28 protein-coding genes are annotated in these 21822 nt (G+C 71.7%); 15 read left to right on the top strand and 13 right to left on the bottom strand.

Features of this window, described 5'->3' with window-relative positions:
- The first annotated feature begins 89 nt into the window (after nucleotides 1–89).
- Entirely contained in the window at nucleotides 90–1160 is a 1071-nt protein-coding gene (locus O1G21_RS17030; protein WP_270144758.1) for a 2-oxoacid:ferredoxin oxidoreductase subunit beta, read from the top strand.
- A gap of 56 nt (nucleotides 1161–1216) precedes the next feature.
- Here O1G21_RS17030 and O1G21_RS17025 read toward each other — a convergent pair whose 3' ends face one another.
- Nucleotides 1217–1597: a VOC family protein gene (locus O1G21_RS17025; RefSeq protein ID WP_270144757.1), complete on the bottom strand. Its 381-nt coding sequence runs from the start codon at nucleotides 1595–1597 to the stop codon at nucleotides 1217–1219.
- Between the two features lie 178 nt (nucleotides 1598–1775).
- Here O1G21_RS17025 and O1G21_RS17020 point away from each other — a divergent pair, with 178 nt between their 5' ends.
- The 4 genes from O1G21_RS17020 to O1G21_RS17005 are packed head-to-tail and all read left to right on the top strand — an operon-like array spanning nucleotide 1776 to nucleotide 4805.
- Nucleotides 1776–2072, top strand: coding sequence for a type VII secretion target (locus O1G21_RS17020; protein WP_270144756.1), 297 nt, complete (start codon nucleotides 1776–1778; stop codon nucleotides 2070–2072).
- 27 nt (nucleotides 2073–2099) lie between these two features.
- Nucleotides 2100–3689 (top strand): DUF2515 family protein, encoded by a 1590-nt coding sequence (locus O1G21_RS17015; protein WP_270144754.1) that lies wholly within the window; start codon nucleotides 2100–2102, stop codon nucleotides 3687–3689.
- Nucleotides 3686–4309, top strand: a complete 624-nt coding sequence (locus O1G21_RS17010) for a hypothetical protein (protein WP_270144752.1) — start codon at nucleotides 3686–3688, stop codon at nucleotides 4307–4309. The genes O1G21_RS17015 and O1G21_RS17010 overlap by 4 nt, the downstream gene beginning before the upstream one ends.
- 13 nt (nucleotides 4310–4322) lie before the next feature.
- Nucleotides 4323–4805 (top strand): hypothetical protein, encoded by a 483-nt coding sequence (locus O1G21_RS17005; RefSeq protein WP_270144750.1) that lies wholly within the window; start codon nucleotides 4323–4325, stop codon nucleotides 4803–4805.
- A gap of 49 nt (nucleotides 4806–4854) precedes the next feature.
- Here O1G21_RS17005 and O1G21_RS17000 read toward each other — a convergent pair whose 3' ends face one another.
- On the bottom strand, nucleotides 4855–6525 hold the full coding sequence (locus O1G21_RS17000; RefSeq protein WP_270144748.1) for an LCP family protein: 1671 nt from the start codon (nucleotides 6523–6525) through the stop codon (nucleotides 4855–4857).
- Nucleotides 6518–6868: a DUF6542 domain-containing protein gene (locus O1G21_RS16995; protein ID WP_270144746.1), complete on the bottom strand. Its 351-nt coding sequence runs from the start codon at nucleotides 6866–6868 to the stop codon at nucleotides 6518–6520. Before O1G21_RS16995 ends, O1G21_RS17000 begins: the two co-directional genes overlap by 8 nt.
- A 417-nt stretch (nucleotides 6869–7285) precedes the next feature.
- On the opposite strand from O1G21_RS16995, the gene O1G21_RS16990 reads away from it, so the two are divergent.
- Nucleotides 7286–7933, top strand: a complete 648-nt coding sequence (locus O1G21_RS16990; protein ID WP_270144744.1) for a TetR/AcrR family transcriptional regulator — start codon at nucleotides 7286–7288, stop codon at nucleotides 7931–7933.
- A 58-nt stretch (nucleotides 7934–7991) separates the two neighbouring features.
- On the opposite strand, the gene O1G21_RS16985 is transcribed toward O1G21_RS16990, so the two are convergent.
- The 4 genes from O1G21_RS16985 to O1G21_RS16970 all read right to left on the bottom strand — a co-directional run bounded on the left by O1G21_RS16985 (nucleotide 7992) and on the right by O1G21_RS16970 (nucleotide 10924).
- Entirely contained in the window at nucleotides 7992–8711 is a 720-nt protein-coding gene (locus O1G21_RS16985) for a hypothetical protein (RefSeq protein WP_270144742.1), read from the bottom strand.
- A 199-nt stretch (nucleotides 8712–8910) separates the two neighbouring features.
- Nucleotides 8911–9693 carry a GNAT family N-acetyltransferase gene (locus O1G21_RS16980; protein ID WP_270144740.1) on the bottom strand — a complete coding sequence of 261 codons (783 nt, stop codon included), beginning with the start codon at nucleotides 9691–9693 and terminating at the stop codon, nucleotides 8911–8913.
- Nucleotides 9694–9831: 138 nt separating this feature from the next.
- A complete protein-coding gene (locus O1G21_RS16975; protein ID WP_270144738.1) occupies nucleotides 9832–10032 on the bottom strand; it encodes a DUF397 domain-containing protein in 201 nt (66 codons plus the stop codon).
- A 10-nt stretch (nucleotides 10033–10042) separates the two neighbouring features.
- The gene (locus O1G21_RS16970) at nucleotides 10043–10924 is read right to left on the bottom strand and encodes a helix-turn-helix domain-containing protein (RefSeq protein ID WP_270144736.1); all 882 of its coding nucleotides are present in this window, start codon (nucleotides 10922–10924) and stop codon (nucleotides 10043–10045) included.
- 176 nt (nucleotides 10925–11100) lie between these two features.
- Here O1G21_RS16970 and O1G21_RS16965 point away from each other — a divergent pair, with 176 nt between their 5' ends.
- The 5 genes from O1G21_RS16965 (at nucleotide 11101) to O1G21_RS16945 (ending at nucleotide 13886) form a co-directional block, all read left to right on the top strand.
- The gene (locus O1G21_RS16965) at nucleotides 11101–11469 is read left to right on the top strand and encodes an ATP-binding protein (RefSeq protein ID WP_270144734.1); all 369 of its coding nucleotides are present in this window, start codon (nucleotides 11101–11103) and stop codon (nucleotides 11467–11469) included.
- Entirely contained in the window at nucleotides 11466–11720 is a 255-nt protein-coding gene (locus O1G21_RS16960) for a hypothetical protein (protein WP_270144732.1), read from the top strand. Before O1G21_RS16965 ends, O1G21_RS16960 begins: the two co-directional genes overlap by 4 nt.
- A gap of 105 nt (nucleotides 11721–11825) precedes the next feature.
- Complete coding sequence (locus tag O1G21_RS16955) at nucleotides 11826–12113, top strand: hypothetical protein (protein WP_270144730.1); 288 nt, start codon at nucleotides 11826–11828, stop codon at nucleotides 12111–12113.
- A 13-nt stretch (nucleotides 12114–12126) separates the two neighbouring features.
- The gene (locus tag O1G21_RS16950) at nucleotides 12127–12576 is read left to right on the top strand and encodes a hypothetical protein (RefSeq protein WP_270144728.1); all 450 of its coding nucleotides are present in this window, start codon (nucleotides 12127–12129) and stop codon (nucleotides 12574–12576) included.
- Between the two features lie 164 nt (nucleotides 12577–12740).
- A complete protein-coding gene (locus O1G21_RS16945) occupies nucleotides 12741–13886 on the top strand; it encodes an alpha/beta hydrolase (protein WP_270144726.1) in 1146 nt (381 codons plus the stop codon).
- A 4-nt stretch (nucleotides 13887–13890) separates the two neighbouring features.
- On the opposite strand, the gene O1G21_RS16940 is transcribed toward O1G21_RS16945, so the two are convergent.
- Both O1G21_RS16940 and O1G21_RS16935 read right to left on the bottom strand, forming a co-directional pair.
- Nucleotides 13891–14607 carry a DsbA family oxidoreductase gene (locus O1G21_RS16940; RefSeq protein ID WP_270144724.1) on the bottom strand — a complete coding sequence of 239 codons (717 nt, stop codon included), beginning with the start codon at nucleotides 14605–14607 and terminating at the stop codon, nucleotides 13891–13893.
- Between the two features lie 149 nt (nucleotides 14608–14756).
- Nucleotides 14757–15281 carry an AAA family ATPase gene (locus tag O1G21_RS16935; protein ID WP_270144722.1) on the bottom strand — a complete coding sequence of 175 codons (525 nt, stop codon included), beginning with the start codon at nucleotides 15279–15281 and terminating at the stop codon, nucleotides 14757–14759.
- 112 nt (nucleotides 15282–15393) lie between these two features.
- On the opposite strand from O1G21_RS16935, the gene O1G21_RS16930 reads away from it, so the two are divergent.
- Nucleotides 15394–16362, top strand: coding sequence for an SDR family NAD(P)-dependent oxidoreductase (locus O1G21_RS16930; protein WP_270144720.1), 969 nt, complete (start codon nucleotides 15394–15396; stop codon nucleotides 16360–16362).
- 6 nt (nucleotides 16363–16368) lie between these two features.
- Here O1G21_RS16930 and O1G21_RS16925 read toward each other — a convergent pair whose 3' ends face one another.
- Both O1G21_RS16925 and O1G21_RS16920 read right to left on the bottom strand, forming a co-directional pair.
- The gene (locus O1G21_RS16925) at nucleotides 16369–16869 is read right to left on the bottom strand and encodes a hypothetical protein (RefSeq protein ID WP_270144718.1); all 501 of its coding nucleotides are present in this window, start codon (nucleotides 16867–16869) and stop codon (nucleotides 16369–16371) included.
- Nucleotides 16870–17008: 139 nt separating this feature from the next.
- Entirely contained in the window at nucleotides 17009–17257 is a 249-nt protein-coding gene (locus O1G21_RS16920; protein ID WP_270144716.1) for a lysozyme family protein, read from the bottom strand.
- Between the two features lie 66 nt (nucleotides 17258–17323).
- On the opposite strand from O1G21_RS16920, the gene O1G21_RS16915 reads away from it, so the two are divergent.
- Nucleotides 17324–19258: a tetratricopeptide repeat protein gene (locus tag O1G21_RS16915; protein ID WP_270144714.1), complete on the top strand. Its 1935-nt coding sequence runs from the start codon at nucleotides 17324–17326 to the stop codon at nucleotides 19256–19258.
- Nucleotides 19259–19293: 35 nt separating this feature from the next.
- Here O1G21_RS16915 and O1G21_RS16910 read toward each other — a convergent pair whose 3' ends face one another.
- Entirely contained in the window at nucleotides 19294–19485 is a 192-nt protein-coding gene (locus O1G21_RS16910) for a DUF6011 domain-containing protein (RefSeq protein ID WP_270144712.1), read from the bottom strand.
- Between the two features lie 70 nt (nucleotides 19486–19555).
- Here O1G21_RS16910 and O1G21_RS16905 point away from each other — a divergent pair, with 70 nt between their 5' ends.
- Nucleotides 19556–20323, top strand: coding sequence for a TetR/AcrR family transcriptional regulator (locus O1G21_RS16905; RefSeq protein ID WP_270144710.1), 768 nt, complete (start codon nucleotides 19556–19558; stop codon nucleotides 20321–20323).
- Here the strand turns inward: O1G21_RS16905 and O1G21_RS16900 are convergent.
- On the bottom strand, nucleotides 20320–20706 hold the full coding sequence (locus O1G21_RS16900) for a winged helix-turn-helix transcriptional regulator (RefSeq protein ID WP_270144707.1): 387 nt from the start codon (nucleotides 20704–20706) through the stop codon (nucleotides 20320–20322). The two genes, O1G21_RS16905 and O1G21_RS16900, sit on opposite strands and share 4 nt — an antisense overlap.
- Nucleotides 20707–20802: 96 nt before the next feature.
- Here O1G21_RS16900 and O1G21_RS16895 point away from each other — a divergent pair, with 96 nt between their 5' ends.
- Nucleotides 20803–21678 carry an SDR family oxidoreductase gene (locus O1G21_RS16895; RefSeq protein WP_270151051.1) on the top strand — a complete coding sequence of 292 codons (876 nt, stop codon included), beginning with the start codon at nucleotides 20803–20805 and terminating at the stop codon, nucleotides 21676–21678.
- Nucleotides 21679–21822: the final 144 nt, after the last annotated feature.

Here is a 21822-nt window from a genome sequence, read left to right as displayed (position 1 = left end):
GGGTACCCCCGGCCGAAGGCTGGGGGAGAGCGAACCACCAAGAGGCGCGCGTGGGCGAATGCCCCTGCCGAGCGGAGCGAGGCGGGCGCATGAGCGACATCGACTCCGGGAAGCGCGGCTTCCCGTCGCTGCGGCTGGTGCCGAAGGCCGAAGGGCCGCAGAGCGCCCGGGACTTCAAGACCGACCAGGAGGTGCGCTGGTGCCCCGGCTGCGGGGACTACGCGATCCTGGCGGCGGTGCAGGGCTTCATGCCGGAGCTCGGCGTCAAGCGCGAGAACACCGTGTTCGTCTCCGGCATCGGCTGCTCCTCGCGCTTCCCGTACTACATGAACACCTACGGGGTGCACTCGATCCACGGCCGGGCGCCGGCGATCGCGACCGGGTTGGCCTCCTCCCGGCGGGACCTGAACGTGTGGGTGGTGACCGGGGACGGTGACGCGCTGTCGATCGGCGGCAATCACCTGATCCACGCCCTGCGACGGAACGTCAATCTGAAGATCCTGCTGTTCAACAACCGGATCTACGGCCTCACCAAGGGCCAGTACTCGCCGACCAGCGAGCTCGGCAAGATCACCAAGTCCACCCCGATGGGTTCGCTGGACGCGCCGTTCAACCCGCTGTCGCTGGCGATCGGCGCCGAGGCCTCCTTCGTCGCCCGCACCATCGACTCGGACCGCCAGCACCTGCAGTCGGTGCTGCGGGCGGCGGCCGAGCACGAGGGCACGGCGCTGGTGGAGATCTACCAGAACTGCAACATCTTCAACGACGGCGCCTTCGAGGTGCTGAAGGAGCCCGGCACCCGCGACGAGGCGCTGATCCGGCTGGAGCACGGGCAGGCCATCCGTTTCGGTGCCGAGCTCGCCAACGGCGTCTTCCGGGGTGAGGACGGCGAGTTGTTCACCGCTCCGGTCACGCCGGAGAACGAGGCGCGGGTGCTGGTGCACGACGCCCACGCGGCCAGTCCGGCCGGCGCCTTCGCGCTCTCCCGGATCGCCGACGCGGACACCCTGCACCACACGCCGATCGGCGTGCTCCGCGACGTCCGGCGGCCGGTCTACGACGAGCTGATGGAGAGCCAGCTGGCCACCGCCGCCGCCCACCGCGGCCCGGGCGACCTGGCGACCCTGCTCGCGGGCAACGACACCTGGACGGTGGACTGACCACCCCCGCCCACGAGTTGGCGCCCCCGTCCGGTACCGGACGGGGGCGCCGTCGTTTACCTGTCCGCCCACTCGACCAGTTCGACCACGACCCCGTTCGGGTCGGTGACCTGGAAGAGCTTCTCGCCCCACGGCTCCTCGCGCAGCGGCAGGGTGATCGCGACCCCCTCGCCGCGCAGCCGCTCCTCCTCCCCGGCGATGTCCTCGACGGTGAACGCCAGGATCACCCCGTCCGCCGTCCGGTGCCGCTGGTCCTCGGGCAGGACCTCCAGGCCGCGTCGCAGATAGACGACGTTGACCCCGCCGCCGGGGTGGCCGAGCGAGACGAAGCCGTCGGCGGACATCAGCTCGGTGTAGCCGAAGTGCCGCTGGAGGAAGGCGGCGGAGGTGGTGACGTCCTCGACGGTCAGGGTGACGACGGTGCTGGTGATCTGCATGGGCGGAGCCCTCTCGTCGGTGAGCGCGATTATCCCGTACGCAGTACACTATACACAGTACGGAGAATCTCGCCAGGGAGATCCACTTCATTCGTGCCCATGTTCGAGAAAGTCCGGCGGTGATCCGCACGGCGCCGCTAGTGTTGAGGGATCGCATCGAGCATGGGGGGCCGATCCGATGTCGGACGCCGGATTCGAGGTTTCGCCGGAGCAGTTGAGGTCCTCGGCGGCCAACGCTTCGTCCATCACCGCAGGGCTGGCCAAGCCGGCCCAGGCCGCGAGCACCGCCTCGGGGAACGCCGAGACGGCCCTGGAGGGCTGGCAGGTGTCTGGGCAGCTGGCCGCCGTGGTGACCGCGTGGACCCAGGGAGTGGAGAAGATCCGTACCGCGCTGGGCGCGGACGAGGAGGCGCTCCGCACGGCCGCCGACAACTACGGCAAGACAGACCACGGGTCTGCCAAGGCCCTCGAATAGGACGACAGGGAAAAAGGGGGGGCTCCCGTGGTGGACTTCGCGCGCCTGCGTGACGTGAAACTGGAGTCGGTGACGGAGTCCGGCAAGGACTGGCAGGCCGTCGCCAAGGCGTTCGACCAGGCGCGGCAGCACATCGAGGAGTCGGTGCTGAAACCGCTCGGGACCTGGACCGGCCCCGCCGCGACCGGCGCCCGGCACTCCTTCGGCCAGCAGGAGTTGCAGCTGCAGGTGGCCGCGCTGGAACTCCAGGCGGTCCAACAGGTGTTGGACGGCTTCGTCCAGGCGGTGACCGCCGCCCAGCAGGAACTGCAGTGGGCGCTGACGGAGGCGAGCAGGCGCGGCCTCACGGTCGACGCGAACGGCACCGTCACCGCCACGCCGACACCGGTCGACCAGCTGCCGAAGAACGCGGCGCTCCGGCAGGAGGCCGCCGACTCCTACCGGGCCGAGGTCGCCGCCGCCACCGCTCTCACCACCGACATCGCCGCCGCCGTCCAGGCCGCCACCCGGGCGGACGCCAAGTGCGCGGCCGAACTGGGCAAGCTGGCAGCGGAGTCCAAGCTTCTGGACGGCAGCGGGCGCACCGGCCTGGCGGGCGCGGTTCAGCTCGCCGCCAAGGACCTCGGCGAGGCCACCCGGCTCGCCGGGACCGTCGAGGGGGACGCGATACCCACCGACCCGGCCGCCCGGGCCGCCTGGTGGGGCGCGCTGTCGCCGGACCAGCGGAACCTGTTCCTGGACGCGGCGCCGTGGAAGGTCCAGGGCCTGCCCGGGGTGCCGAAGCTGGAGGACTACTACAGGCAACTCGCCATGCGGAAGGCCGGGATCGACCCGTCGAAGTGGAACCCGGACAAGGGCCTGGACTTCAACGACGAGACCGTGCAGAAGGTCTACGCCTGGTACCAGAAGCTGTGGGACGAGAACCCGGACTTCCAGTGGGCAGGCATGGCCAAGCTGGCCGGAGCCCCGGTGTACGGGGGGATCCACGACCTCGACGAGTTCATCAAGGGCGCGAACGTGGGCGGGCTGGCCACCCCGCTGATGGGGCCGTTGGCCACCATGAGCACGGACGAGGTGCAGTGGTTCGAGAACAAGTTCCTGAGCATGCAGAAGGACATCTTCGACGACGTCGGCTCCATGCATGCCGCGTACCAGCAGTACGGCATGGCCGGCATCGAGGCGTTGCAGCAGCAGGACGTAAACAAGTACCCGAAGGAACTGGTCGATGCCTGGCGGGACATCGACTCGGGTGATCCGAAGCGGGTGGCGGCAGGGAACGCCGCACTGCTGGAACGTGAGCAGACCAAGGTGCTGCCGGGCTCCTACCAGGCCGTGGAGAACCACCACGGCCCGGTCGGGGAGACCTTCGCCGAGGTGCTGTCGGCCATGACCAAGTCGCCGATCCCGGGCAGCAAGTCCTTCAGCGACTACTACGGCGGTGAATGGTCGACCTGGTGGGACGATCGGTATGTGACCGACACCAACGATCGGATGGACTGGATCCGCAAGGACATGCTGCCCAAGTACCAGCAGCTCCTGGCGAATCCGGTGGCGGCGAAGACGCTCATCGACACTCCGCTGCTCGACCGGGCCGAGCAATACGAGATCCTGCCGTGACGGCGGGACGGCGGGTTCAACGCCTTGCCGCGGTGATCTGTGCCGGTCTGCTGGTCACCGGGTGTTCGCTGGTCGACAGGACACGTTCCGTCCACTGGGATCTGCGGAACTCGCATCGGGGCGCCGATCTTGGGGTCAAGCTGAACCCGCACAGTGGCCACGACTTCAACGACCTGGGCCCGCTGGACATCGATCTGCCGGGCGGTCAGCGCTTCCACGCCGACAAGATGTTCCTCGTGGTGGCGGCCACCCACGATGACGCCGAGAACATCGATGAACTCCTCTGCTGGTACCCCGAGATGCCGCTCGAAACGGCGTACAAGAAGGCTCTGGAACTTGCCCGGCAGTTCCACCTGAAGACCGACGGGATCGAGGACTTCCATCAGAATGTCCTGGATGACCTGGCGAAGGGCGACCGGGCGCGTCTCGGGTCTGAGGAGGGCGGGACCGACGCCCCGCTGTTGACTCCGGACGGCCCGCTCGTCGGTGTCAGTCTCAGGTACGAGACCGTCAACAACGGGCAGCCAGTGACCATCAAGATCAGTTTTGCCTGGGGCGACAACCTGAGGCTCACCCTCCGGGACCAGGCCACCCAGTCCGCCACCGCGACCCCACCCTGAACCGGAGCCCCTGTTGTCGTACGAGCAACCCGTCCACCCGGAGGCCGTCACCTGGAACCTCCGCACCGACCACCGCCGCAGCGACGTCGGCTGGCCCGGGGCCGTCCGGCGCCGCTGGCGCATCCCCACGGTGGCCGCGACCATCGCGCTGCCGGGCGGGCGCTGGTTCACCGGGCGGGTCGAGCTGCTGGCCACCGCCGAGGGGGAGACGCTCGACCTGGTCAGCGCGACCTTCCCGGCGGCCACGGTGGACGACGCCTACCGGCTGTCAGGCGAGTTGGCCGCGTACTGGGACCTGCCGGTCGAGCCCCTGGAAGCCTGGTACCGCGAGGTGCGGGTGGGGCTGGCGGCGGGGAAAGCGATCAACGACTTCGGGTTGAGCATCCGCGGCCCGCGGCTGGAGGCGCCGTCCGGGCCCACCGTGAACCTGGTGTTCCTGTTCGCGCCCGGCAGCCCGCGGCCGGTGCGGCCGGCGCTGTACTTCGAGTGGTCCTGATCCGGTGCCCCGCCCGGACGGCGGGGCACCGGATCGATGACGGAAGCCGTCAGAAGACGCAGGGGATGCCACCGTCGGACTCGGCGTCGACGCCGGGGCCCTGCATGGGGAGGTTGGCGGCGGGGTCGCCGGTGGGGGCGGGGCCGGCGGGGGTGGTGGGCTGGTCGGTGGCGACGCCGGTGAAGGTGGTGCCGAGGGTGACCACGACGTGGTCGGCGGTGACGGAGGCGGACTCGGTGGCGGTGACGCCGTAGCGGGCGGCGATCTGGTCGGCGGCGTCCTTGGCGCCCTTGCCGTAGGTGACCGTGGTGGCCTTCTGCTTGGTGCGCGCCGGGCCGGTCGTGCCCTCCTTGAATCCCATCGCGACCAGGGCCTTGGCCTCGGTGGCGGAGGAGACCCCGGGGGCGGAGGAGGCGTTGAACACCTCGACGGTGGCCGGGGCGACCGCCTTGGCCGGGGTGGTCGGGGTCGGCGAGGGGGCGGGGGCCTCGGTGGTCGGGGCGTCGGTGGCGCCGTCGGCCGGGGCGGCGGCCGAGGCCGCGTCGGCGTAGCCGAACACCTGCTTGACCACCTTCTGGATCTTCGCCGGGGTGACCAGGTTGACGTCCTGGCCGTTCCTGGTGCCGAAGCCGTCGAAGGTCAGGGTGTTGAACTCGACGTTGCCGCCGGTCAGCGCCGGGGCCTGCTGGGCGAAGTCCAGGACGTTCCACTCGTTGTCGATCACCAGGTCCTTCTGGACGACGCCGAACAGGTCCTTGAGCTTGCCGATGTCGCTGATGATCCCGTCCTGCTTGAGCTTGTGCACGACGGAGGAGATGAAGGCCTGCTGGCGGTGGGTGCGGGCGAAGTCGCCGGTGTTGCCCTTGCCGTCGTCCAGGTTGTGGCGCTGGCGGACGAAGGCGAGCGCCTGGGAGGCGTTGAGGGTGTTGATGCCCTTCTTGAAGTCGGCGCCGGAGCCCTGGCCCTCCATGGCCGGGTCCTTGGTGTCGTGGGTCAGGCAGACCTGGATCGGCTCGACGGCCTTGGCGATGTCGTAGAAGCCCATCAGGTTGACCTCGGCGACGTGGTCGACGGGCTGGTTGACGAAGGTCTGGACGGTGCGGATGGTGGCCGCGCGGCCCTCGTCGCGGCCGGCCTTCTCCAGGTCGGCGCCCTTGAGTCCCTTGGCCTTCGAGCTGCCGTCGAACTTCTCCTTGGCGATCCCGTACGCCTCCTTGATCTTGTGCATGCCCTGCTGGGAGCCGTCCCCGTTGTAGGTCATGACGTAGTCGTCGCGCGGGATGGAGATCGCCTGCACCTTGCCGCCGCCCGCCGGTATGTGCAGCAGGATCAGCGAGTTGGTGTTGTAGCCGCCCACGTCCGAGCTGTGGCCGGCGTGCAGTTCGTCCTGGACGAACTGCGGAGGCAGGTCGGAGCCGTCCATGTTCTTGCGGCTGTCCAGGCCGATCAGCAGCAGGTTGACCGAGTTGTCCAGGTGCTTGGGGGCGTCCTTCTTGGTCTGCGCGATGGCGTTGGAGGTGGTCATCCCGTCGGTGAGGGACGTGTACTCGTACCAGACCACGCCGCTCGCCGCGAACACCGCGAAGCCGACCGTGGTGGCCGCCACCCGGCCGGCGATCAGCAGCGGGGAGCTCTTGCGGTCCGCCGGGGCCTGCGGGGCCTGCGCGGCCTTGCGGCCGGCGGTCCGGCCGCCCTCCCGCTGCTCACGGTCGTCAGCCATGCCGCCTCCTCCGGTCCCGGACCACCCGGACCACGATCACCAGCAGGGCCGCCGCGGCGGCCTGCGCCATCACGGGGAAACCCTGGACGACCCACTTCGCGGAGCCGGTCGCCAGCTTGCTGCCCCGGTAGTCGGAAGTGTTCGCCGAGAACTCGACCACGGCCGTCACACCGAGCACGACCAGTGGGGAGGCGGCGAGCACCCACCACCAGCCCCGGCGGGTGCTGAGCCCGGCCGCCAGGCCGGTGCCGAGCGCCGCGCAGACCGCGAAGGCCAGGCCCATGCCCGGCCCGGAGAGCTCGTCGATCACCGCGCCCACCAGCGGCAGCCCGACGGCCGCCACCCCAGGCAGCGTCGGCCCGCCGGAGAAGGGACGCTCGGGGCCGGTGGCGCGGCTCGTCGCCCGCCGCCGTGAACCCTGGTCGGACGACCGTCCTCGCTGCCCCGCCACTCACTCACCCCCGGGTGTTCCCGTGCTCGGCGCGCCACGTCGGCGCTGCGCCGGGTCACTGCGGGAGAGCGGTAGCGGCGCTGCCAGTACGGGACGCTGGTGTTCGGCCGGCCGGTTCCCGTTCTCGGTTTCCCGCTGCTGCTCGGGGGCAGGCACGTTTTCGGATTCGCTCTACAGAGGTGTAGAGATCGTACGCAGCATAGAGCACGCCTGTTCGGTGGCAAGTCCGCGTGAACGGGCCTGCAGACACTACACCGGGCAGTTTCTGAGACGGGTCGGCGGGGGCGCCGACGGAGAAGGAGGAGGGCCGTGGCGACCACAGGCGGAGCGGGACGACCGGAGAAGCGCAAGGCGATCACCCGGGCCGCGACGACGGTCTTCGGGCGTGAGGGCTACGTCCGGGCCAGCATGGACGCGATCGCGGCCGAGGCCGGGGTGTCCAAGCGCACGGTCTACAACCACTTCGCCGACAAGGAGACCCTCTTCCTGTCGGTGGCGCTCCGGAGCGCGGCGGAACTGACCGAACGGCTCGGGGAGTTGATGGCGAAGCACCTCGATCGGATGGTGGACCCGCGCCGCGGCCTGGTCGACTTCGCGGTCGAGCGGGCCGACGCCGTGCTCGCCGCGGGCGAGCACGGGGCGCTCGGCCGGGCCATCCGCGCCGAGGTGGCCAACATCCCGGCGGACGTGCTGGAGGCCTGGCTGGAAGCCGGTCCGGCGGCCGCCCAGCGGGACCTCGCGGAGCGCTTCGCGGCGCTCGCCGAGCGCGGGCTGCTGGCCGTCGTGGACGCGGAGCTGGCCGCCGAGCAGTTCACCCTGCTGACCTTCCACGGCGTGGCCGAGCGCTCCTTCTGGGGCGCGCTGCCGGTGGCCGGCGAGGAGGTCGAGCGGATCGCGGCGGCGGGCGTGGACGCCTTCCTGCGGATCCACGGCGGGCCGGCGGCGGCAGTGAAATGACCGGAATGACCGTTGGGCGGGGCGGCCCGACGCCGCCCCGCCCACCGGACGCCGTACGTCACTTCCAGTTGACGCCCTTGCCCAGGCTGTACGGCTCGCCCCAGTACTCGGCGCCGGCCACCTTGGTCGCCGAGGGCGCCAGCGCCAGCACGCAGGAGGCGATCGACTGGCCGTTGGTGAAGCCCTTCGGGAAGGAGGGGTGCGGGCACTTGTCGAAGGTGCCGATCAGCATCACCTCGGCGGCCTCCCCGCCGTCCGGCAGCGTGCCCTTCATCTGGGTCAGGCTGGCGAAGGACAGGTCGGTGCTGCCGGTGTTGGTGACCTTGAACCGGACGTAGTACGGCACCATGCCGGTGACCTTGTCGCCCAGCTTGAGCGGGGCGAGGTCGGCCGGGTCGCCTTTGTCGATCGAGGTGACCGCGAGCGAGACGGTGCCCTTGGTGCTGCCCGAGACGAACGGGATGGTGGCGGCCTCGCCGATCTTCAGCGTGCTCCCGGCCGCCGCGGTCGGACCGGCCTGGTCCGGGGCCCCTCCGGTGGCACCGCCCGTCGATCCGGCGCTGGAACCGCCGGTGGTGCCGCCGGTCGGCGCGGCCGCCGAGGCGGAGGCCGCCGGGGTGGTGGGCGCGGCGGACGGCGTGGCCGGCGCCTGGGTGGCCGGCGGGGTGCTCGCGCTGTCGGACGACGCGGCGTCGTCGTTGCAGGCGGTCATGGTGAGCGCGCCCACCACGGCCAGGCCGGCCAGGGCCGTGGCGCGACTGTTGAGGATGGTCTTCACGTGACGTCCCCCTCAATGCGGACGGCCGTGGCGGCCGTCCTCCTGAGGGACGTTCATAGCGCAGTGCCCAAGCCGTGTGCCACGACTTCGCTGCCGTCTTGACCGGGCCGTGACGAGTCCCACGCGGGTCCGTGACAAGGGATGCCGAGTCGTGATCACACGTGCCCGACCCCTTCGCCACCTGGGCCAGCTGGAACAACTAGGAAGCCCGCAGCATCAGTTCGGAGTAGGTCGTGACGGTGGTGAAGCCGAGCTGCCGGTAGAGGCCGATCGCCGCGGCGTTGTCCGTACGGACGTTGAGGCCCAGGTGGTCGGTGGTCTGGGCGAGGTGGCGGCACAGGGCGGTGACGCAGGAGCGGGCGAGGCCCCGGCCGCGGGCGTCGGGGTGGGTGACGACGTTGCCGAGCACGGCGACCCGGTGGGCGGGGGAGTGCACGTGCACCCCGGCGGCGGCCACCAGCCGGCCGCGCTCGTGGATGCCGACGTAGCCGCCGCCCGCGAGCATCCGCCGGTCGAACCAGGACTCGGGGTAGGCCTCGGCCAGCAGGGTGCGCAGCCCGTCGAGGTCGGCGAGGGTCAACGGCTCGGGCCGGTGGGGGAGTTCGGTGGGCAGTTGGGCGGCGTCCGGGAGGATCATCCGCAGCAGCGAGGTGCGGCGTTCGGCGGCGTAGTCGGGTGCGAGGGCCCGCTCGGCGCCGTCCGGGAGCCCGGCGGTGAAGCGGCGCGGCAGGAACGGGCGCAGCGCGCCGAGCAGTTCCGCCAGGGCGGGTGCGGCGGCGGGCCGGGCGAAGGCGAGCAGGACGGGGGTGTCGCCGCCGCTGTAGAGCAGGGCGACCGGCCCGTGGTCGGGATCCGCCGTGTACCAGGCGGTGTTGGGCCAGAGGGCGTCGTCCAGGTCGCCGAGCTCGAACAGGTGCAGGGCCGGGTCGGTGCGGAACCGTTCGGCGAGCGCGGCGCGGTCGTGCAGGCTGATGAGGGGCACGCGCTCGAGGATAGGCCCGGACCGGTGCCCCCCGGAGTGTCAGACCTGGCCGAGGGTCAGCACGTAATCGTGGCGCGCGGCGGTAGGCAACCGATGAACGCCGGCGTTGATCGGCGGAGGAAGCGCACCACGGGCGGATCAGGTGAGGTGGTCGAACTCGCCGGCCTTGGCTCCGAGGAGGAAGGCGCGGAGCGTGGGGGGCGAGGTGGTGACGATGACAGAGGGGTCGTCGGATTCGCGAACGTAGCGGAGATCCCGTTCTCCTTGGGCTAGTTCGAGGCAGTTGTCGGCGCCTTCTGCGTCGCTGTACGACGACTTCTGCCAGACGAGGTGGGACATCGGACGCCTTTCAGGTCTGAAGCTCGTAGAGGACGTGGTGAATGAGCCCCCAAGAGTCACGCGTATCGAGCTTACGCAGGGCGTCGTTGCGATCGGCAGGTGGTAGGGCCAGCTCGCTCAGCTGCTGAAACTTCCGGGCGTAGATATCAACCTCGATCGGATCGCCGAGATGCTCGGCTCGCTTGGGTCCGGACAGGATGATCGTGGAAAGCTCACGGCATCCGGGATCGCAGAACAGGAACGAAGCGGAGAGCGGCGCATGCTTCGGCGCCGTGAAAGGCAGTACCTGGATGCTGATGTTCGGCATTTCCGCCATGTCGAGCAGGTGAAGGAGCTGGGCCCTCATCGCTGCATCTCCCGCGAACCGCATGCGCAACGCGGCTTCATGGATCACGAAGCTGAACTGCTTGTCATCGTTGAGGATCCGCTGTCGATCCATGCGGAAGCGGACCTGCGTCTCGGGTGCCCACGGACTTCCGAGAGCGCCTTCATAGATCGCCATCGCGTAGTCGGGCAGTTGCAGGACTCCCGGGATGTAGAGCGAGTCGTAGCTGTGCAGCCGAATCGCGCGGCACTCTGCTTCGGCCAGGTCCAGGGCGAGGGGCGGGACCTTCCCCTTGTACTCGGTCCACCAGCCTTTGCCGTCGCTGGCTCCGAGATCGCGCAGCAGAGCGATATAGGTCTTATCCGTGCACCCGTACGCATCGAGCAGGACCGAGAGTCGCTCGGGGTCGAGGCTCGTCCGGGCCGCTTCGATGTGGCTCAGCTGTGGGCCGACGATACCGATGAGCGCACCGGCATCCTTGACCGCCAGTCCTGCGGCTTCGCGCAGACGCCTCAGCTCAGCGCCGAAACGCCGCTGTCGCTCGCTGATTTGGGTCCTGAGTGCCAAGGGGGATTCCTTCCGTGTCGGGCCATCATCCACCCACACGAGTGAGCTTAGCCAAGCCGAGCGGCCTATCTCCGCGATCTGGTTGCACGCGTAAGACCTTCGGTCCTACTCTCAGTGTTGCACCGGTCACATGACGGAACGTCAGTGGCTCCCCCTCCTCTTCCCAGGGGTTACTCATGCGTGCCTTCACTCCTCCCGACTGCTCCGCCGCTCGCGGCGAGCTCTCCTCCCTCCTCTCCACCGCCGGGTGGCCGCCCTCCCGCATCTCCGACGCGGAGCTCGCCTTCCACGAACTCTTCGTCAACGCGTGGGAGCACGCGAGCAGCCCGGCGCCGCTCTGCACCTTCTCGCTCTCCCCCCTCCGCCTCCGCGTCCAGGTCTGCGACGACAGCCCCGTCCTCCCTCCCCCGCCCGACCTCCCCGCCGACCCGCTCGCCCTCTCCGGCCGGGGCCTCCACCTCGTCCGCGCCCTCACCCACCGTTTCGGGGCCGCCCCCCGCAAGAACGGCAAGGTCGTCTGGTTCGAACTGGAGCCCCTCGCGTGAACCGTCGCCGCCAGCCGATGCAGCCCACCGACCCCCGGGTCAGGGCCTACACCGACGAGCACATCCGCACCCTCCTCGCCGAACTCCACGAGCGCGGCCGCAAGTTCGGCCTGATCTTCCCCTCGGCCACCACCGACAAGACCCTCGACGGCCGCATCCTCGTCCGCTTCAACACGGCCCCCGCGTCCACTCTCCTCAACCTCCTCACCCTCCTCCTCGACGCCGACCGCGAGCGCCCGTGCGGTTCCTGATCGGCGCCGCCTTCGCCGCCCTCCTCGCCCTCGCGATCGCCACCGTAGCCCTGGGCGTCATCACCGCCCTCAACGTTGCAAAACCCGATGAAGAGGAGCCCTGACATGTCCGACCCCGCCGTCGCGAACGCCCTCGCCGCCGCGCACTACGCCGTCGCGGCCGCCTTCAACTCCTTCTCCCCGGCCCCCGTCACCCCGCCCGTCCCCGACGACTTCGACTGGCCCCAGCTCGAAGCCTTCGTCTTCCACCTGGGCTTCGCCGCCGACGAGTCCGACGCCGCCCTCGACCTCTACCGGCTCCTCTTCGCCGTCCAGCGCATCGCCTACCGCGAGGCCGCCGGCCGCAACTCCCCCTGGCCCGCCACCCGCCTCACCCCGCGCTCGCCGGTGTGAAACCCTGAGCCGCATGGATGAGGTTGCGAGCCGCCTGCGCGGCGCCTGGGAGTGGTGGCACGCCGCCATCGAGGATTCCCAGGAGGGTCGGTGGATCCGCACCGACTTCGAGCGGGAGGTCATCGACGACATCGCTGCCGTGACCGTCGGCAGCCCGGTGCCGCCGAGTGAACTCCCCTGGCGCGGTCGGCTGGCCCGCATCGCCCTCTGGGGCGCGGCCGTCCGGCTCGCCGCGCGGGCCGGTGGTTGGGAGCTGACGTCCGTCGTCGGGGTGGACCCGCCCCGGCCGGCCGGCATGGCCGAACTGCTCTCCGCCGTCTACGCCGTCGGGGAGCTGGGCGAGACCTGGCTGATCCGCCTCCGGGAGGACGGCCCGCCGTCGGCGGTCGAGGCGGCGAGGGCGGAGGCCTTCCTCTTCGGGCCCGGCTCCGCCGAAGACCTCCGCCAGTTCTTCTACGACTGACGTCCCCGTCAGCAGTGCGCGGCCCCCGGATTGCCGTTCGTGCGTACGCACACTGCCGAGCCGCACCCGACCGTGGGCGCGTCCCACGGGCGTTGACGGCCTCCCGCACAGGACGTCGGCCCGTCCGACTTCCTGTGCCGTACGTGCGCACGGGGCGCAACCGAATGCGGCTGCCATCCGTATCAGCTGATGTGAAGCTGACCGGCACCCCGTTCTTCGTCCTCGCGATCCTCCTCCTCCCGCTCTCCATAGGTCTCCTGATGTACCTGTGGAACCGGGTGCGCGGCCCGCAGGCCCTGCGCTTCGGGGCTCGCCTACTCATGGTGGTCTTCGCCCAACTCACTGCCGTGACGCTGGTGTTCGTCGTGGTCAACAACGACAACCAGCTGTACAGCAGCTGGGACGACCTGCTCGGCACCGGCAGCCACGTCCGCGCGGTGCCCGTCCCGCCCCCGGCGGACGCGACGGTGGCCGCGAACGGGCCCGACCAGCCCAAGGTGGTCCAGCAGTTCACCTCGGTGGACGACAAGGCCGTGCCGAAGGACGTGAAGACGACCGAGCTGAAGGGCCGGGTCTCCGGGGTGGACGGCGAGGTGCTGGTCTGGACGCCGCCGCAGTACGACGACCCGGCCTACAAGGACAAGAAGTTCCCGGTGGTCGAACTGCTCGTGGGCTTCCCCGGCTCGTCCAGTGCCTGGTTCGGCAGCATGAACGTCTCCAAGCAGCTGGCGCCGCTGATGAAGTCGGGGCAGATCGCGCCGTTCATCCTGGTCTCGCCGCGCGTCGTGCTGCTCGAAGGGCACGTCGACACGGGCTGCGCGGACGTCCCCGGCAAGGTCAACGCCGAGACCTGGCTGGCGCGCGACGTGCCGCAGATGGTGCTGGACAACTTCCGCGCCGAGCCCGGACCCGAGCACTGGGCCGTGGCCGGCTACTCGGCGGGCGGGCACTGCGCCGCCCGGCTCGCGATCGCGCACCCGAACCGGTACCACGCCGGGGTCAGCCTCTCCGGGTACAACGACCCGGCGGGCGAGTCGGACTCGCTCACCGCGAAGGACCCGCACCTGCGCGAGGTCTCCAACCCGGTCTACCTGCTCCAGCACGCCCAGACGCCGCCCAACGTCGGCCTGTACGTGACGGGCAAGAAGGGCGACGGCTTCGAGGACGCCCTCGCGCTGCAGAAGAACGCCAAGGCCCCGACGGCCGTCACCCCGGTGGAGGTCAACGGCCCGCACCTGACCTCCACCTGGGAGCCGCTCGTCCCGCAGGTGTTCACCTGGCTCACCCAGACCATCGGGAAAACCGGTTGAGTGCCTAGCGCTGCGGCAGCTCGCAGCCGTCCGGCCCGCAGGCCTCCGCGTCGCCAGGCGCGCCGACCGGGATCAGCGGCGAAGGCACCCGGCTCTCCCAGGCCTGCTGCAGCGCCCGGGTGAAGGTCTCGGCGGGCTGGGCGCCGGACACCCCGAGCCGCCGGTCGAGGACGAAGAACGGCACGCCCGTCGCCCCCATGGCGCTCGCCGTCGCCTCGTCCTCGCACACGGCGTCGGCGTACGCCTCCGGATCGGCCAGCACGGCGGCCGCCGCCTCGCCGTCCAGCCCGGCCTCGACGGCGAGCTCCAGCAGCCGCCCGGGCTCGAAGGCCGAGCACTCCTCGGCGAAGTTGGCCCGGTACAGCGCGTCCAGCAGCTCGGCCTGCCGCCCCCGCGCCTTGGCGAAGTGCAGCAAGCGGTGCATGTCGAAGGAGTTCGCCGCGTCGCGCCCGCCGTCCAGGTACGGCAGCCCCTCGCCCCGGGCGTGCTCGGCGATCCGGGCCTCGGCCGCCTCGGCCTGCTCCAGGCTCATCCCGTACTTCGCAGCGAGCAGCGGAATCACCGGACGGGCTGCGCGCGGCGCGTGCGGGTCCAGCTCGAAGGAGCGGTGGACGACCTCCACCTCCTCGCGGTGCGGGAACGCGGCCAGGCCCTGTTCGAACCGGGCCTTGCCGATGTAGCACCACGGGCAGTTGATGTCACTCCAGATCTCCACGCGCACGGCGCCGCACTCCTTCCAGCCTCGCGCGGTCCTTCCGCGCCGACACCTTCCGGAACGCTGCCGTCCGCCTGAATATTTCTTGTCCTGAAATGTTCAGGCTCGAGAGCCGGCGACCGGTTGTTCCCGCTTCCTGCTCCGCGCGGCGGCCGTCAGGTGAAGGACGGCCAGCGGTCGGCGGCCCAGGCGTGCCAGTCGGGCCAGGCAGGAGGGGGTGCGTCGAGGTGGTGGCCGGCCAGTTCGACGGCGTCGGGCTCCTCGAAGTGGGTGCGGCCGTCGAGGATGTCCGCCTCGGTCATCGGGAAGGTCTCGTCCGGGGCGGCGGCCCAGCGCTGTGCGATGCGGGCGCGCTGGGTGTCCAGGTCGACCGGGAGGTAGAGGAGGCGGCAGGACGCTCCGGCCGATGCCGCCAGCCAGCGGATCGCGGAGCGTTCGTCCCGGCCCCAGCAGCCGAAGTCGACGACGACGTCGGTGCCCGCGCGCAGGGCCTGCAGGCCGAGTGAGAGCAGGCGCCCCTCGATGACGTCCCGCTTGCCCTCGGCCTCGGCCAGGCCGAACAGCGGGAGCATCCACTCGTCCGGGCTCAGCCGGATCGCCCGGTGTTCCTCGGCGAGCCGGCGGGCCTTCGTGGTCTTGCCGGCGCCGGGTAGGCCGACCAACAGGAACAGTGTCGTCACGCTCGGATGGTGGCAGCCGCGGCACGCCCGGGGCGAACGGTTTTGCCGGTGTCCCCGCTGGCCCCTCCCGGGACTTGCGCTAGACCGCGGTCCAGCTCCTACCGTCCTCGCCATGACCACCAACGACCAGCAGCCGCTCGGCTCGCCCTTCTCCGCCGCCAGCACCGCCGAGGACGTCACGGCCGGCCTCGACCTCTCCGGCCGGACCGCCGTGGTGACCGGAGGCTACTCCGGCCTCGGCCTGGAGACCGTCCGGGCCCTGGGGGCGGCCGGTGCCCGGGTGATCGTCCCGGCCCGCCGACCGGACGTCGCCCGCGCCGCGCTGCGGCACCTGGACGGCTGCGAGGTCGTCCCGATGGACCTCGCCGACCTCGACAGCGTGCGCGCCGCCGCCGCGCGGATCGCCGGAGCCACCGATCGGATCGACCTCCTGTTCGCCGTCGCGGGCGTGATGGCCACCCCGGAACGGCGCGTCGGCCCGGGCTGGGAGGGGCAGTTCGCCGCCAACCACCTCGGGCACTTCCTCCTCGCCTGCGAGCTCTACCCGCTGCTCGCGGCGTGCGGGGCCCGGGTGGTCGTCAACAGCTCCGCCGGGCACGCCCTCACCGACATCCGTTGGCAGGACCCGCACTTCCGCACCGGGTACGACAAGTGGCTCGCGTACGGCCAGTCCAAGACCGCCAACGTCCTATTCGCCGCCCATCTCGACGCGCTCGGCCGGGCGGACGGCGTGCGGGCCTTCGCGCTCCACCCGGGCAGGATCATCACCGGCCTCCAGCGGGAGATGACGCTCCGGGAGCAGATCGACCGCGGCTGGGTGGACGAGCACGGCGCGGTCGTCGGCGCGGGCTTCAAGTCCGCTTCCCAGGGCGCCGCCACCGGCCTGTGGGCTGCCACCTCCCCGCTGCTCGCCGGCCGCGGCGGGCTCTACCTGGAGGACTGCGAGGTCGCCCGCGTCGCCGCCCCCGGCGACCCGATGGACGACGGCGGCGTCCGCCCGTACGCCCTCGACCCCGACGCGGCGGCCCGCCTCTGGGAACTGTCCCTCGCCGCGACCGGCGCCACCCCGATCACCGGCTGAGCACCGCTAGAGGCAGATCCAGCAGTACAGCCGCTCGCCCGCCGCGCGCGCCCGGCGGGCGAGGGCGATCAACCCCTCGGCCAGCGGCAGCAGATCCGCCGGATCGGCGCCGTGCCACTCCTCGGCCTCGGCCCACCGCGCCACGGCCGCCGGTATCCGGTCGTCGCCCGCCTCGGCGAGCGCGTCCCGGGTGGCGTCACCGAGCTCGGTCACCCAGGGGCCGGTCGACCACGGTTCGTCCTCGTCCCAGGGGCCGTCAGGGCCGGGCTGCGGTGTGGTCGGCCAGACCGGCGTCTGCGCCACCAGGTCGACCCGCCACGGCTCCGCCCGGATCGCCGCGACGGGCTGCCCCAGCACGACGCATGGATCGACGTGCTTGGCCATGACGCCGTCGAAGGCCCCGTCGGAGACCTCGCCGAACGCGGGCAGCGAGCCTTCGGTCAGCTCCAGCGCCCGCACGACGGCCGCCGCGTCGGGCGCCCGGAAGTAGTCGGTCAGCACACCCATCCCGGCAGCCACCTCCTCGTCTTGGATCCTGGGTGCAGTGGATCAGACGCCACTGACACCGCTCACCCGATCGGCGGACACGTGGAGCAGGAAGTCGGCCAGGTCGACTTCCTGCTCACGAGGGCCACGCAGGCCGGGCTCAGCAGGAGATGTCGCCACCGCCCACATTCGTGCCCAGCACGCAGAGGAACCTCTTGAACAGGTTGATCCGGTCGTTGCGCTCGTCCGGGTTCCGGCCGTTGCGCTCGAGGTCGCCGTTGATGCTGCGGATGGTCCCGCCGAAGCCCTTGTCGTTGACGACGGCGTCGTGCGGGGTCATCGCCCCGGCGCCCTTCTGGCTGTCCCGGAACCAGAGGGTGGTCTTCCGGGCGACGGCCGGGGTGATCATCCGCCAGCCGTACGCACCGGATAGCCTCGTCCGCGCACGAGCCGAGAGTGGACCGGGGGACAGGGCATGGCGCACACCGACGACGAGGGCGATGACCGGCTGGCAGCCGAGGGCGAGGTGGCCGTCGCCCGGCTGGCGCTCGACTCCGGGGACCTCGCCCACGCCGCCGACCACCTCTCCGACGCGATCCTCGCCGACCCCCAGCTGCCCGAACTGCACGAGGCGCTGGCCGAGTTGTGCGCCGCCGTCGGCGGCCCCGCCGCGGCGCGCGAACTGTTCCCGCTGGACGGCGAGGTCTACCTGGGAACCGTCGTCTGCCGCGCCCACGTGGAGGCCGCCGCCGGGGACTGGGACACCGCCGTCAGCCTGCTCGCCTCGGCGATCCAGTACGAGCCGGCCCGCCCCTGGGCGCACACCGCCTGGCTCGCCCGCGAGGACCTGCCCGCCCTGGTCGACCCGGACGCCGTCGCCCAGGCGGTGGCCCGCGCCGCCGGTACGCTGCCCGACCCGCTGCCCGCCGAACTGGCGGACACGGTAAGGCCCTTCGAGCGTTTCGTGCGGGCCGTGGCGGCCCGCCACCCCGAGCACCCGCTGCTGCTGGCGATGGCCTCCGGCCTGACCCGCCGCTTCGGCGCCACCGCCCGGGCCGTCGAACTCGCCGAGCGGGCCCACCGCCTGGCCCCCGGCTACCTGCCCTCCGTGATGCTCGGCAACGCCCTGCGCGCCGACGGTCGCCCCGAGGAGGCGCTCGCCGTCTGGGAGGCCGAACTGGCCCGGGTCGCGCCGGGCGAGGGCGACTCCAGCAGCTACCTCGCCGTGGACGTCGCCGAGCTGTACGGCTCCCTCGGCCGCCCCGCCGAGGGCCTGCCCTGGCTGGAGCGCGTCCTCGCCACCGAGCCCGACCACCCCAAGGCCGCCCCGGCCCTGCACGGGCTGCGCCACGCCGTCGATGGCGACGCCGCCCACCTGCTCGCGCTCGCCGACCACCACCGCGACCACCCCGACCACGAGTACGCCCAGGACCTGCTGGAGCGGCTCAGCCACCGCGAGCCCTGGCTCGGCATGGTCCCCGGGACGTCCGAGGCAACCGTCAACCTGCTGCACCAGGTCCTTGCGGCGCCCGGCACGGACCGAGGCACCGAGATCGAGTGCGATGTCTCCACCGTCGAACCGCCCAGCTCACAGCTGGCCCTCCACCTCGCGTTGCCGCGCTGCACCGTCGTCTACCAGTCCGTCGACGAACCCGACCCACGGCTCCCGCTGATCAAGACCTCCGCTGTGGTCTGGGCATGGGACGGCACCGACCCGAAGCCCGCCGTTGCCCCGCCCGCCCCAGAAAGCGCCGAACTCGTCCGCGCCACCGCCGAGATCGTGTGGCCGACCATCCCGGCCGCCTACGACCACGCCGTGCGCCTCGCCGGTCTGTCGCTCGACGACCTGCTCGGCGCGCTGGTCCATCCTCCGCTGCCCCGCGAGGACGACCTCGGCCGGGCCATGCTCGCCCACCAGCCCGAACTGTGGGTGCGCGCCGTTCAGGCCTTCGCCTGCCTCGGCATCGCCCACCACCGCACCGATCAGCCGTGGCCGGAATCGGACCGCCGCCGGGTGTTGATCGACCTGCTGCTCGGACCGGAGGACTGGGTCGCCGAGGCAGCCGGATTCGCGCTCGTCGCGATCGGCTGGACGCACCCGCAGGCCCGCGCCGACATCGCCACGCAGCTCCGGCGGCGGCTGCGCTACAGCGTCGACGCCCGACGGGTGCGCGTGGTGACGATTCTGCGCTCGGTCTGCCGCCTGGTGCTCGCCGCGCCCTGGGTCACACCTGCCGACCGCGACCTCGCTCGGGCGGCCATCCGCGCGGAGGAAGCCGCTGACGGCCCGAAGCCCGAACCCGAACCCCAGCCCGAACCCCAGCCCGAACCCGAACCCGAACCCGAACCCGAACCGTCGCTCGAGCCGCGGCGCCCGGGATTCCTCGGACGGCTTCTCGGCCGTGGCTGAGTCCGCGCAGCCGCCCTCCGCCCGCGCGTCCCGGACTACACCCCCGGCAGCGTCTCCTGCTCCACGTCGAACCGCGCGACCCGCTCCGCCGGATCGCGGCACTCCGGCCCCAGCCGCAGCATCCGCGACTCCGGGTCGTGCAGCGGCCGGTGGCAGCGCCGGCAGGTGACCCGGGGCCGGAGGGCCTGGGTGGTGTCCGTACCGGGCAGTGGCTCAGGACTGGTCATGGGGGAGACGCTAGCGGCCCCGCGCCCGTGAAAGGATCCCGTGAAAGGGCCGCGTGAAAGGATCCTGCGCATGGCCACGGACCGCAGCAGCGCAGGAGACCCGGCGCGCACCCTCGCCCTGCTCTGGGGGCTGACCGCCGAGGAGAAGCCCGGCCGGCGCGGCCCGAAGCAGGCGCGCTCGACCGGCGAGATCGCCGCCGCCGCGATCGCCCTGGCCGACGCCGAGGGCGTGGACGCCGTCACCATGCGACGGGTCGCCCAGGAGCTCGGGCTGTCCCCGATGGCGCTCTACACCTACGTGCCCGGCAAGGCCGAGCTGCTCGACCTGATGCTGGACACCGTCTACGCCACCATGCCCCGCAGCGCCCCGGCCGAGGAGACCTGGCGGGCCCGGGTCACCGCCGTCGCCGACGACAACCGGGCGCTGTTCCGCGCCCACCCGTGGGTCGCCGCCGTGTCCACCAGCCGCCCGCCGCTCGGCCCCGGCCTGATGGCCAAGTACGAGTACGAGCTGCGCGCCCTGGAGGGCACCGGCCTGCCCGACGTCGAGCTGGACGCCGCGCTGACCCACCTGCTGGGCTTCGTCCAGACCTGTGCCCGGATGGCCGCCGACGAGCGGGCCGCCGAGCAGGACAGCGCGCTGACCGACGCCCAGTGGTGGCAGGCCAACGCGGACCTGCTGGCCCGGGTCTTCGATCCCGAGCGCTACCCGGTCGCGGCCCGGGTCGGTGCCGCCGCCGGCCAGGCGCACGGCGGCGCGTACAGCCCGGACCACGCGTACGCCTTCGGCCTGGCCCGCGTCCTGGACGGGCTCGAAGCGCTGATCGGAGAGGGCTAACGCGCGTCGTACTCCTCGCGGGCCGCGAGCACCGAGGCCACCCGCTGCTCGGACCAGTGCGCGAGCGTCGCGACCAGCTCGGCCGCCTCCCGCCCGAGCGGGGTGAGGCTGTAGTCGACCCTGGGCGGGATCACCGGGTGCGCCTCGCGCAGCACGAAGCCGTCCCGCTCCAGCGTCTGCAGGGTCTGGGCGAGCATCTTCTCGCTGACCCCCGACACCCGTCGCCGCAGCTCGCTGAACCGGTGGCCGCGCTCGCGCAGCGCACCGAGGACGAGCACGCCCCACCGGCTGGTGACGTGCTCCAGCACGCCCCGGGACGGGCACATCCGGTCGAAGACGTTCGCCGGCGGGAGCTCGCTCGTGTGCACTTCGCTTACCTCCATATCAGTACCCTACTTTGAAGTGCGTACTTCCGAAAGGTTAGTGCCATTCCTAGGGTGAGTTTCGAGGTCAGAACCATCCAGGAGCAGGAGCACCCCATGTACGTCGTCACCGGAGCCACCGGCCAGCTCGGCCGCCTCGTCGTCGAAGGCCTGCTGGCCGAGGTCCCCGCGAGTGAGGTGGCGGTCGCCGTCCGCTCCGCCGAGAAGGCGGCCGACCTGGCCGCGCGCGGGGTCGACGTCCGGGTGGTCGACTACGACCGGCCGCAGACCCTGGACGGCGCCTTCGCGGCCGGTGACCGGGTGCTGCTGATCTCGGGCAGCGAGGTCGGCCGCCGCGTCCCCCAGCACCGGGCCGTGGTCGAGGCCGCCCGGGCGGCCGGGGTCGCCCTGCTCGCCTACACCAGCATCCTGGGGGCGGCGACCTTCCGGCTGGCCGACGAGCACAGGGCGACGGAGGAGCTGATCCTCGCCTCCGGCCTCCCGTACGCCTTCCTGCGCAACGGCTGGTACACCGAGAACTACCTCGGTGACGCGGCCGGCACGGTGGCGCGCGGCGTGGTGCTCGGCAGTGCCGGGGACGGCCGGGTGGCCACTGCCCCGCGCCGGGACTACGCGGACGCGGCGGTCGCCGTCCTGCTCGACGGGAACGACGGGAACGACGGGAACGACGGGAACGAGCAGAACCGGGCCTACGAGCTGAGTGGCGATGTCGCGTGGAGCCTGCCCGAGCTGGCCGCCGAACTGGCGAAGGCCTCCGGCGAGCCGGTCGTGCACCGCGACGTCACCCCGGCCGAGCACCTGGACGTCCTGGTCGGCGCGGGCCTGCCGCAGGGCTTCGCCGAGGCCCTGGTCGACGTGGACGCGGGCATCGCGCGCGGCGAGCTGGCCGGCACTCCGGGTGACCTGGCCCGGCTGATCGGCCGCCCGACCGTCCCGCTGGCCGAGTCGGTCCGTAGCGCGCTGGGCGCGTGAACCGGGCGCGTGGAGCAGGTGCCCAAGGCGACCGTCCCACCAGCGGAAACACCATCGGAAGCAATGCCGGAAAGACCGGACATGTCCAGCATTCAAACAATGTCATGACCAAAATCCGGAAACGGAGATGACAGCCTGCCCTCC

The sequence above is a fragment of the Kitasatospora cathayae genome, assembly GCF_027627435.1.
Taxonomy (GTDB): domain Bacteria; phylum Actinomycetota; class Actinomycetes; order Streptomycetales; family Streptomycetaceae; genus Kitasatospora; species Kitasatospora cathayae.
Note: the sequence above shows the minus strand (reverse complement) of the source record. Positions and strands in the feature narration are given on the sequence as shown.

Bases quoted from the DNA above. Each gene is read 5' to 3' on its own strand.
- O1G21_RS16955 (WP_270144730.1), top strand. From the start codon at position 11,826: ATGTCCGACCCCGCCGTCGCGAACGCCCTCGCCGCCGCGCACTACGCC.
- O1G21_RS16925 (WP_270144718.1), bottom strand. From the start codon at position 16,869: ATGGGTGTGCTGACCGACTACTTCCGGGCGCCCGACGCGGCGGCCGTC.
- O1G21_RS16975 (WP_270144738.1), bottom strand. From the start codon at position 10,032: ATGTCCCACCTCGTCTGGCAGAAGTCGTCGTACAGCGACGCAGAAGGC.
- O1G21_RS16910 (WP_270144712.1), bottom strand. From the start codon at position 19,485: ATGACCAGTCCTGAGCCACTGCCCGGTACGGACACCACCCAGGCCCTC.
- O1G21_RS16930 (WP_270144720.1), top strand. From the start codon at position 15,394: ATGACCACCAACGACCAGCAGCCGCTCGGCTCGCCCTTCTCCGCCGCC.
- O1G21_RS16965 (WP_270144734.1), top strand. From the start codon at position 11,101: ATGCGTGCCTTCACTCCTCCCGACTGCTCCGCCGCTCGCGGCGAGCTC.
- O1G21_RS16900 (WP_270144707.1), bottom strand. From the start codon at position 20,706: ATGGAGGTAAGCGAAGTGCACACGAGCGAGCTCCCGCCGGCGAACGTC.
- O1G21_RS17020 (WP_270144756.1), top strand. From the start codon at position 1,776: ATGTCGGACGCCGGATTCGAGGTTTCGCCGGAGCAGTTGAGGTCCTCG.
- O1G21_RS16950 (WP_270144728.1), top strand. From the start codon at position 12,127: ATGGATGAGGTTGCGAGCCGCCTGCGCGGCGCCTGGGAGTGGTGGCAC.
- O1G21_RS17025 (WP_270144757.1), bottom strand. From the start codon at position 1,597: ATGCAGATCACCAGCACCGTCGTCACCCTGACCGTCGAGGACGTCACC.
- O1G21_RS16905 (WP_270144710.1), top strand. From the start codon at position 19,556: ATGGCCACGGACCGCAGCAGCGCAGGAGACCCGGCGCGCACCCTCGCC.
- O1G21_RS17030 (WP_270144758.1), top strand. From the start codon at position 90: ATGAGCGACATCGACTCCGGGAAGCGCGGCTTCCCGTCGCTGCGGCTG.
- O1G21_RS16915 (WP_270144714.1), top strand. From the start codon at position 17,324: ATGGCGCACACCGACGACGAGGGCGATGACCGGCTGGCAGCCGAGGGC.
- O1G21_RS16895 (WP_270151051.1), top strand. From the start codon at position 20,803: ATGTACGTCGTCACCGGAGCCACCGGCCAGCTCGGCCGCCTCGTCGTC.
- O1G21_RS17000 (WP_270144748.1), bottom strand. From the start codon at position 6,525: ATGGCTGACGACCGTGAGCAGCGGGAGGGCGGCCGGACCGCCGGCCGC.
- O1G21_RS16920 (WP_270144716.1), bottom strand. From the start codon at position 17,257: ATGATCACCCCGGCCGTCGCCCGGAAGACCACCCTCTGGTTCCGGGAC.
- O1G21_RS16945 (WP_270144726.1), top strand. From the start codon at position 12,741: ATGCGGCTGCCATCCGTATCAGCTGATGTGAAGCTGACCGGCACCCCG.